At 68.7% G+C, this 6,048-nt stretch carries 7 protein-coding genes; 5 read left to right on the top strand and 2 right to left on the bottom strand.

From position 1 onward, the window contains the following. From ACE039_RS16435 to ACE039_RS16415, 5 genes are all read left to right on the top strand, one after another. Positions 1 to 880 (top strand): CaiB/BaiF CoA transferase family protein (locus ACE039_RS16435; protein ID WP_485822836.1); only part of this gene is annotated, 880 nt, incomplete at its 5' end. After that, a complete protein-coding gene (locus tag ACE039_RS16430; protein WP_105557546.1) occupies positions 877 to 1,599 on the top strand; it encodes an enoyl-CoA hydratase/isomerase family protein in 723 nt (240 codons plus the stop codon). The genes ACE039_RS16435 and ACE039_RS16430, both read left to right, overlap by 4 nt. A 30-nt stretch (positions 1,600 to 1,629) precedes the next feature. Continuing rightward, the gene (locus tag ACE039_RS16425) at positions 1,630 to 2,463 is read left to right on the top strand and encodes a CoA transferase subunit A (protein ID WP_310030100.1); all 834 of its coding nucleotides are present in this window, start codon (positions 1,630 to 1,632) and stop codon (positions 2,461 to 2,463) included. Then, on the top strand, positions 2,456 to 3,190 hold the full coding sequence (locus ACE039_RS16420) for a CoA-transferase subunit beta (RefSeq protein WP_310030098.1): 735 nt from the start codon (positions 2,456 to 2,458) through the stop codon (positions 3,188 to 3,190). Before ACE039_RS16425 ends, ACE039_RS16420 begins: the two co-directional genes overlap by 8 nt. Before the next feature lie 9 nt (positions 3,191 to 3,199). Next, on the top strand, positions 3,200 to 4,699 hold the full coding sequence (locus ACE039_RS16415) for a class I adenylate-forming enzyme family protein (RefSeq protein WP_485822835.1): 1,500 nt from the start codon (positions 3,200 to 3,202) through the stop codon (positions 4,697 to 4,699). 3 nt (positions 4,700 to 4,702) lie between these two features. Here the strand turns inward: ACE039_RS16415 and ACE039_RS16410 are convergent, their stop codons facing one another. Both ACE039_RS16410 and ACE039_RS16405 read right to left on the bottom strand, forming a co-directional pair. Beyond that, on the bottom strand, positions 4,703 to 5,611 hold the full coding sequence (locus ACE039_RS16410) for a GntR family transcriptional regulator (RefSeq protein WP_485822834.1): 909 nt from the start codon (positions 5,609 to 5,611) through the stop codon (positions 4,703 to 4,705). 5 nt (positions 5,612 to 5,616) lie between these two features. Then, positions 5,617 to 6,048: 4-hydroxythreonine-4-phosphate dehydrogenase PdxA (locus ACE039_RS16405; protein ID WP_485822833.1), on the bottom strand; the 432-nt coding region annotated here is incomplete at its 5' end.

Raw genomic sequence — 6,048 nt, 5'->3', positions numbered from 1 at the left:
CACTCGGCCGGGTGTGATGGACCGCCTGGGCCTGGGCTATGCGCAACTGCGCGAGGCCAATCCCAAGCTGGTCTATTGCTCGATATCGGCCTACGGGCAATCGGGGCCGCGGTCGCAGGAAGGCGGTTTCGACCTGACCATCCAGGCCATGAGCGGCATCATGAGCGTGACGGGCGAGGCGGGCGGCGAGCCCGTGAAATGCGGCGTGCCGGTGGCGGACTTCTCGGCGGGGCTGTATGGCGCCTTTGCCATCGCTTCGGCATTGCGCGCGGCGCAGGCCAGCGGGCAAGGCACACATATCGACGTGCCGATGCTGGGCGCCACGTTGGGCATCGCGGCCTTGCAGACGTCAGAATTTTTCGGCAGCGGCAAAGACCCCGTCAAGCTCGGGTCGGCGCATCCGCGTAACGCGCCATACCAGGCGTTCCGTTGCCAGGGCGGCTACTTCGGCATGGCCGCGGGCAACCAGGCATTGTGGAAGGGCGTATGCGCGACCGTGGGGCGCGAAGACCTGCTGGCCGATCCGCGCTTTACCGATACCAGCGCCCGCGCCCGCAACCAGACCGCGCTGCGCGACATTCTCGAAGCCATCTTCGCCACCGACGATGCGCAGACCTGGCTGACCCGGTTCCGCGCCGCCGGCGTGCCTTGCGCCCCGATCAACACGTATTCCGAAGTGCTGGCGGACCCGCAGGTGGAACACATGGGCTGGGTGCAGCCGGTGGAATTGCCCAATGGCGTGCAGACGCGCACCTTCGGACTGCCGGTGCGGTTTGACGGGCAGACCACTGCGTTGCGCTTGCGCCCGCCTGCGCTGGGCGAGCACAACGACGAGGTGCTGGGCGCCCTGCGCGCCGCCAAGAAAGGAGTGGCGGCATGAGCGGCGTTCTCCGTGTCGACACGCAAGGGGCGCGGCATGTGCTGACGCTGACGCGCGCCGAGAAGATGAATGCGCTGTCCGCCGAATTGGTCGAGGCGCTGATCGCGGCGCTGGACCAGGCCGAGTCGCAAGGCGCCAAGCTGATCGTGCTGAAGGGCGAGGGCAAGAATTTCAGCGCCGGATTCGACTTTGGCGATTGGCAAACGCAAAGCGAGGGCGACCTGTTGCTGCGCTTCGTGCGCATCGAGACCTTGCTGCAACGGCTGGCGGCATCCCCGTGCCTGACGGTGGCGTTGGCCCACGGGCGCAATTTTGGCGCGGGTGTCGACCTGTTCGGCGCTTGCAAATGGCGCATCAGCGCGCCGGACGCTACGTTCCGCATGCCGGGCCTGAAGTTCGGCCTGGTGCTGGGCACGCGCCGCTTCGCCGCACTGGTGGGCGCCGAACGCGCCCGCGCGGTGTTGGAACAGGCCGCGACGTTCAGCGCGGAAGAGGCGTTGCGAGACGGTTTCGCCAGCCGCCTTGCCTCGGTGCCGGAGTGGCCCGAGGTTGAGCAGCAGGCGGACGAGGCGGCCGGCGCGTTGACGGATGCCAGCCGCATCCAGCTGTATGCGGCGCTGTCGCTTGAGACGCCGGACGCCGACCTGGCGCGCCTGGTGCGCTCGGCGGCCGCGCCCGGGTTGAAGGACCGCATCGCCGCCTATTTGCAAGCGCGCTAGCGGCACCAAGAATCAGCAGGGAGGAAGACAATGGCTTCGGGTTTCAATCAAAAGAACAAGCAGTGCTCGGTGGCGGAGTTGGCGGCGCTGGTGCCGGACGGCGCATCCATTGCGCTGGGCGGCAGCTTTCTGCACCGCGGGCCGTTCGCGTTCGTGCGCGAACTGATCCGCCAGGGCAAGCGGGATCTTGAACTGATCAAGCAATCGCCCGGGTACGACGTGGACATTCTGTGCCGCGCCGGCGTGCTGCGCCGCGTGCGCGCGGGCATCGTGGCGATGGAAGGCAATTTCGGCCTGGCGCCTTGGTATCGGCGCGCCGTGGAGCGCCGCGAGATCGAACTGGAAGAACACGCCTGCGCCAGCCTGACGGCCGGATTGCGGGCGGCGGCGTTCGGCGTGCCGTTCCAGCCTTGCGGCGGCCTGCATGGCAGCGGGCTGCCGGCGCTTAACGGCTGGGCGTGTCTGGACGACCCCTACGGCAGCGGGCAGAAGACCTACGTGGTGCCCGCGATCCGTCCGGACTTCGCCGTGATCCAGGCTTCCGAAGTGGATGCGCTGGGCAACGTGCGCGTGCATGGCACGGCGCACTGGGACCGCATCATGTCGCGTGCCGCGGGCAGCGTGCTGGTCGTGGCCGAGAAAGTGGTGGACAGCGCGGTATTCGAAGCGCAACCGGAATCCACGCTGGTGCCGTACTTCATGGTGCAGGCCTACGCGGTGGCGCCAGGCAGCGCCTGGCCCGGGTCGTGCTGGCCGGACTATGCCATCGACTATCCCGCCGTGGAGGCTTACATGGACAAGAACAGCGATCTGCAAGCGCACCTGGCGGCGGCGCCCGAAGCGCAAGGGGGAAATCATGGCTGAGCAATGGTCGGGCTTTTCGTACATCGTCACGAATCTGGCGCGTTTCATTCGCCCCGACGAAATCACGTTCAGCGGCGTCAATTCCACGATGCCGATGCTGGCGTGCCTGCTGGCCAAGCGCGCTTACGAGTGGGATTTCGTCTACATCAACGTGGCGGGCGGCGTGAACCCGCGGCCTTCGCACATCCCGATATCCAGCTCTGATCCGGTGCTGGCCGAGCATACGGCGTCGATCTTCTCGAACGAGGATTTCTACGACCTTTGCACGCGCGGCCGGATGGACCTGACCTTTTTGGGCGCGGCGCAGATCGACGGCGCGGGCTGCGCCAACAATTCCTGCATTGGCGATTGGCATGAGCCGAAGGTGCGTCTGCCCGGTGGCGGCGGCGGGGCGGTGATGCTGCCCACCGCCCGCCGTGCTTGCACATGGCGCACGGAACACTCGCGCCGCACCTTCGTGCAGAAGCTGGACTTCATGACGTCCTGGGGCGGCTTCCACGGCGTGGTGACGCCAATTGCCGTGTTCGTGAAGCGCGACGGCAAGCTGGCCTTGCAGTCGTGGCACCCGGAATCCAGCCTGTCGGAAGTGCGCGAGCGCACGGGCTTCGAGTTCGATGCGACGGGCGCCACGCCGTCGGAACCGCCGACGGCCGCCGAAGCCCGCGCGCTGCGCGAGCTGGACGCGGACGGTCAATTCGAACGCGACGCCGCCGTGGCGTTGCGCTAGGAGACCGCCATGACGATTGCCGAGGCCACGCTGGTGGCGGCATGCGAACGCGCGTGGCGTCAACCCGAATGGGCGGCGCGTCCCGCCATCGTGACGGCCAACGAAACGCTGACTTATGCGGCCTTGCGTCGCCGCGTCGGGCAAGTGGCAGGCGGCCTGCGCATGGCCGGTGTTCCGCGTGGCGGCTTCGTGGCCGTGGCGATGGAACGTTCATTGGAGCAGGTGCTGGCCATTCTGGGCGTCATGGCGGCGGGGGCGTGCCCCTGCCCGCTGGAGCCGCGTCTGTCGGCGGAGGAAACCGCGCGCCGCGTGGCCGCGGTGGGCTTGGAATGGATGCTGCACGACGACGCCAACGCCGCCATGGCGCAGGCTTGCGGCTTGCCCCCGGCGCGCCTGCTGGCCGCCGGTGATGTGGCGCAGGGGCCGGAAGACTGGACGGGCCATGATGTGTCCGCCGCGGCCCCCGGCCTGCTGCTATTCACGTCCGGCAGCACGGGCAATCCCAAGGGGGTGCTGCTTAGCCACCGGGGCCTGGCGAACAATGCGCGCGGCGTGTTGGCGCACACCGGCCTGACCCCGGACGACCGCCTGTTGCACGTCATGCCGCTGCATCACACCAACGCGCTGAACAACCAGATCTTCACGCCGCTGCTGGCGGGCGCCAGCGTGGCGCTGGCCGGCCGCTTCCGTGCGGACGACATGCCGGATCTGCTACGCGCGTTCCGGCCCACGATCATCACGGGCGTGCCCACCATGTACGCCCGCATGCTGGAATTGGAATTCGATCCGCAAAGCCTGGCAGGCCTGCGCTTTGCGCGTTGCGGATCGGCGCCGATCACTGAAGCGCTGCATCGGCGCATCGAGGCCTTTCTGGGCTGCCCGCTGGTGGTGTCCTATGGCTTGTCGGAAGCGACATGCACGTCCACGATGAACCCGCCCCAGGCGCGGCGCGTGGGATCGGTGGGCACGGTGCTGGCCGGCCAGCGCGTGACGCTGCGGCTGCCGGACGGATCCGAGGCGGCGCCAGGCGGTGAAGGCGAAATCTGCATCGAAGGCGAAAGCCTGATGCTCGGGTATCTGGGCGTGGGGGACGCGGATGGCGGCGCGCCGACGCTGTTGCGGACCGGCGATCTGGGCCGTTTCGATGGGCAGGGTTACTTGAGCATCACGGGCCGCATCAAGGACGTGATCATCCGTGGTGGCGAGAACATTTCCCCCGCGCTGATCGAAGGCGTGGTGACGGGCTTGCCTGGCGTGGCCGCGTGCTGCGTCGTGGGAGCGCCGGACGAGGACCTGGGCGAAGTGCCCGTGGTCTTCGTGCAGCGCGATGGCGCATCGGTCGACGCGGCGGCAATTCAGGCAGAGGTGTTGGCGCGCCTGGGCCGCATCTATGTGCCCAGGGACGTCCGGTGGATCGATCGCCTGCCGGAAAACGCCGTGGGCAAGGTGGATCGCAAGGCGCTGGCCCGCCAGGTGGCGGCCACCACCGATCAGGCCGAAAGCGCCTGACGGTCAGGGCTGGCCGCGCAGCCGGGCCAGTTCGGCCGACAGTTCGGCCACCAGTGCCTGCGCGCGCGCCAGCGGATCATGCCCCGGCGGCGCGACGGCATCGACGGGATCGGGGGCGGCCTGCACCGGGGCGTCTTGCAGCCGGGGATGCACGCTTTCGTGGCCCATGCTGACGTCCACATCAAAAACCAGCTGCTCGGCGCGGTGCCACGTCGTGAACCATTCCAGCGGCCGGCCGTGCTGGTCCATGCCCTGGCCTTGCAGCATCAGCAACGGGGTGCCGGCCTGCGTGTCCAGCAACCTTGCCAGCGTGGCGTCGGCAGCGACGGCGCGGATCTGGTTGCGTCCCGCGCCGGGACGCAGGCCGAAGCGGCGGGTCAGCACGCCATGCAGGGAAGCGTCGGCAAGGTCTTCGGCGCGCAACCCGGGCACGGCGTCGACGGGCAGCCAGGTGCGCACATAGGCCAGCGGCGCATCGGCCACGTGGCGTAGCCGTTCCAGCATCAGCAATTGCGTCGTGCCAAAGAAGGCGGCCACGTCTTCGGGCGGTTCAGCCCGGGCGAAGGCCAGCACGCGGGTCTGCAAGGCCACGCCTGATTGGGCGAACTGTTCGTACAGGCCCGTGGAACGCTGCACCAGCCGGCGGTGCTCCTGGGGTGCCGCGACAGTCGCCGGGCGTCCGGTTTCGCGTTGAATCAGGCCTTCGGTGGCCAGCGCGGCCAAGGCCTGCCGCACCACGCTGCGCGCCACGCCGAAGCGTTCGCACAGCGCGGCTTCGCTGGGCAGCACGGCGCCGGCCGCCAGCTTGTTCGTCCGGATGTATCCCCGCAGCAGGGTCGCCACCTGGGCGTGCAGCGGGATATCGCCAGAGCGGTCAAGGATGGGCAATGCGTCGTGCGTGGCGGGCGCCATGGAAATCAACCTCCGGTTTGTGCCCGCGCAGTTTCCCATACATGCGTCCAGCCCGGGGCCAGATGCGCGGCGCGCTCGGCGGCCAGGATCAGGCTGTCTTCGCGGGCGATGCCCTTGCCTGCGATGTCGAAGGCGGTGCCGTGGTCGACGGAAACCCGCACGACGGGCAGGCCGACGGTGATGTTCACGCCGTCATCGCCATACACGGCCTTGAAGGGCGCATGGCCCTGGTCGTGGTAACAGGCGATCACGAACTGCCACTTGCCGCGCACGGCTTGCGGGAACAGGGCGTCGGCCGGAATCGGGCCGGCGGCCAGGATGCCGGCGGCGTTGGCCTCGGCCACGGCGGGCGCCAGGATGTCGGCGTCTTCGCTGCCGAAGATGCCGTTTTCACCCGCGTGCGGGTTCAGGCCCGACACGGCGACCGGCTGGTGGCC

Source organism: Achromobacter maghribensis (genome assembly GCF_057334215.1).
This window is presented reverse-complemented; position numbering and strand designations above follow the sequence as displayed.

Excerpts from the sequence above, each read along its gene's own strand:
- ACE039_RS16430 (WP_105557546.1), top strand. The coding sequence starts at position 877 with ATGAGCGGCGTTCTCCGTGTCGACACGCAAGGGGCGCGGCATGTGCTG.
- ACE039_RS16425 (WP_310030100.1), top strand. The coding sequence starts at position 1,630 with ATGGCTTCGGGTTTCAATCAAAAGAACAAGCAGTGCTCGGTGGCGGAG.
- ACE039_RS16410 (WP_485822834.1), bottom strand. The coding sequence starts at position 5,611 with ATGGCGCCCGCCACGCACGACGCATTGCCCATCCTTGACCGCTCTGGC.
- ACE039_RS16420 (WP_310030098.1), top strand. The coding sequence starts at position 2,456 with ATGGCTGAGCAATGGTCGGGCTTTTCGTACATCGTCACGAATCTGGCG.
- ACE039_RS16415 (WP_485822835.1), top strand. The coding sequence starts at position 3,200 with ATGACGATTGCCGAGGCCACGCTGGTGGCGGCATGCGAACGCGCGTGG.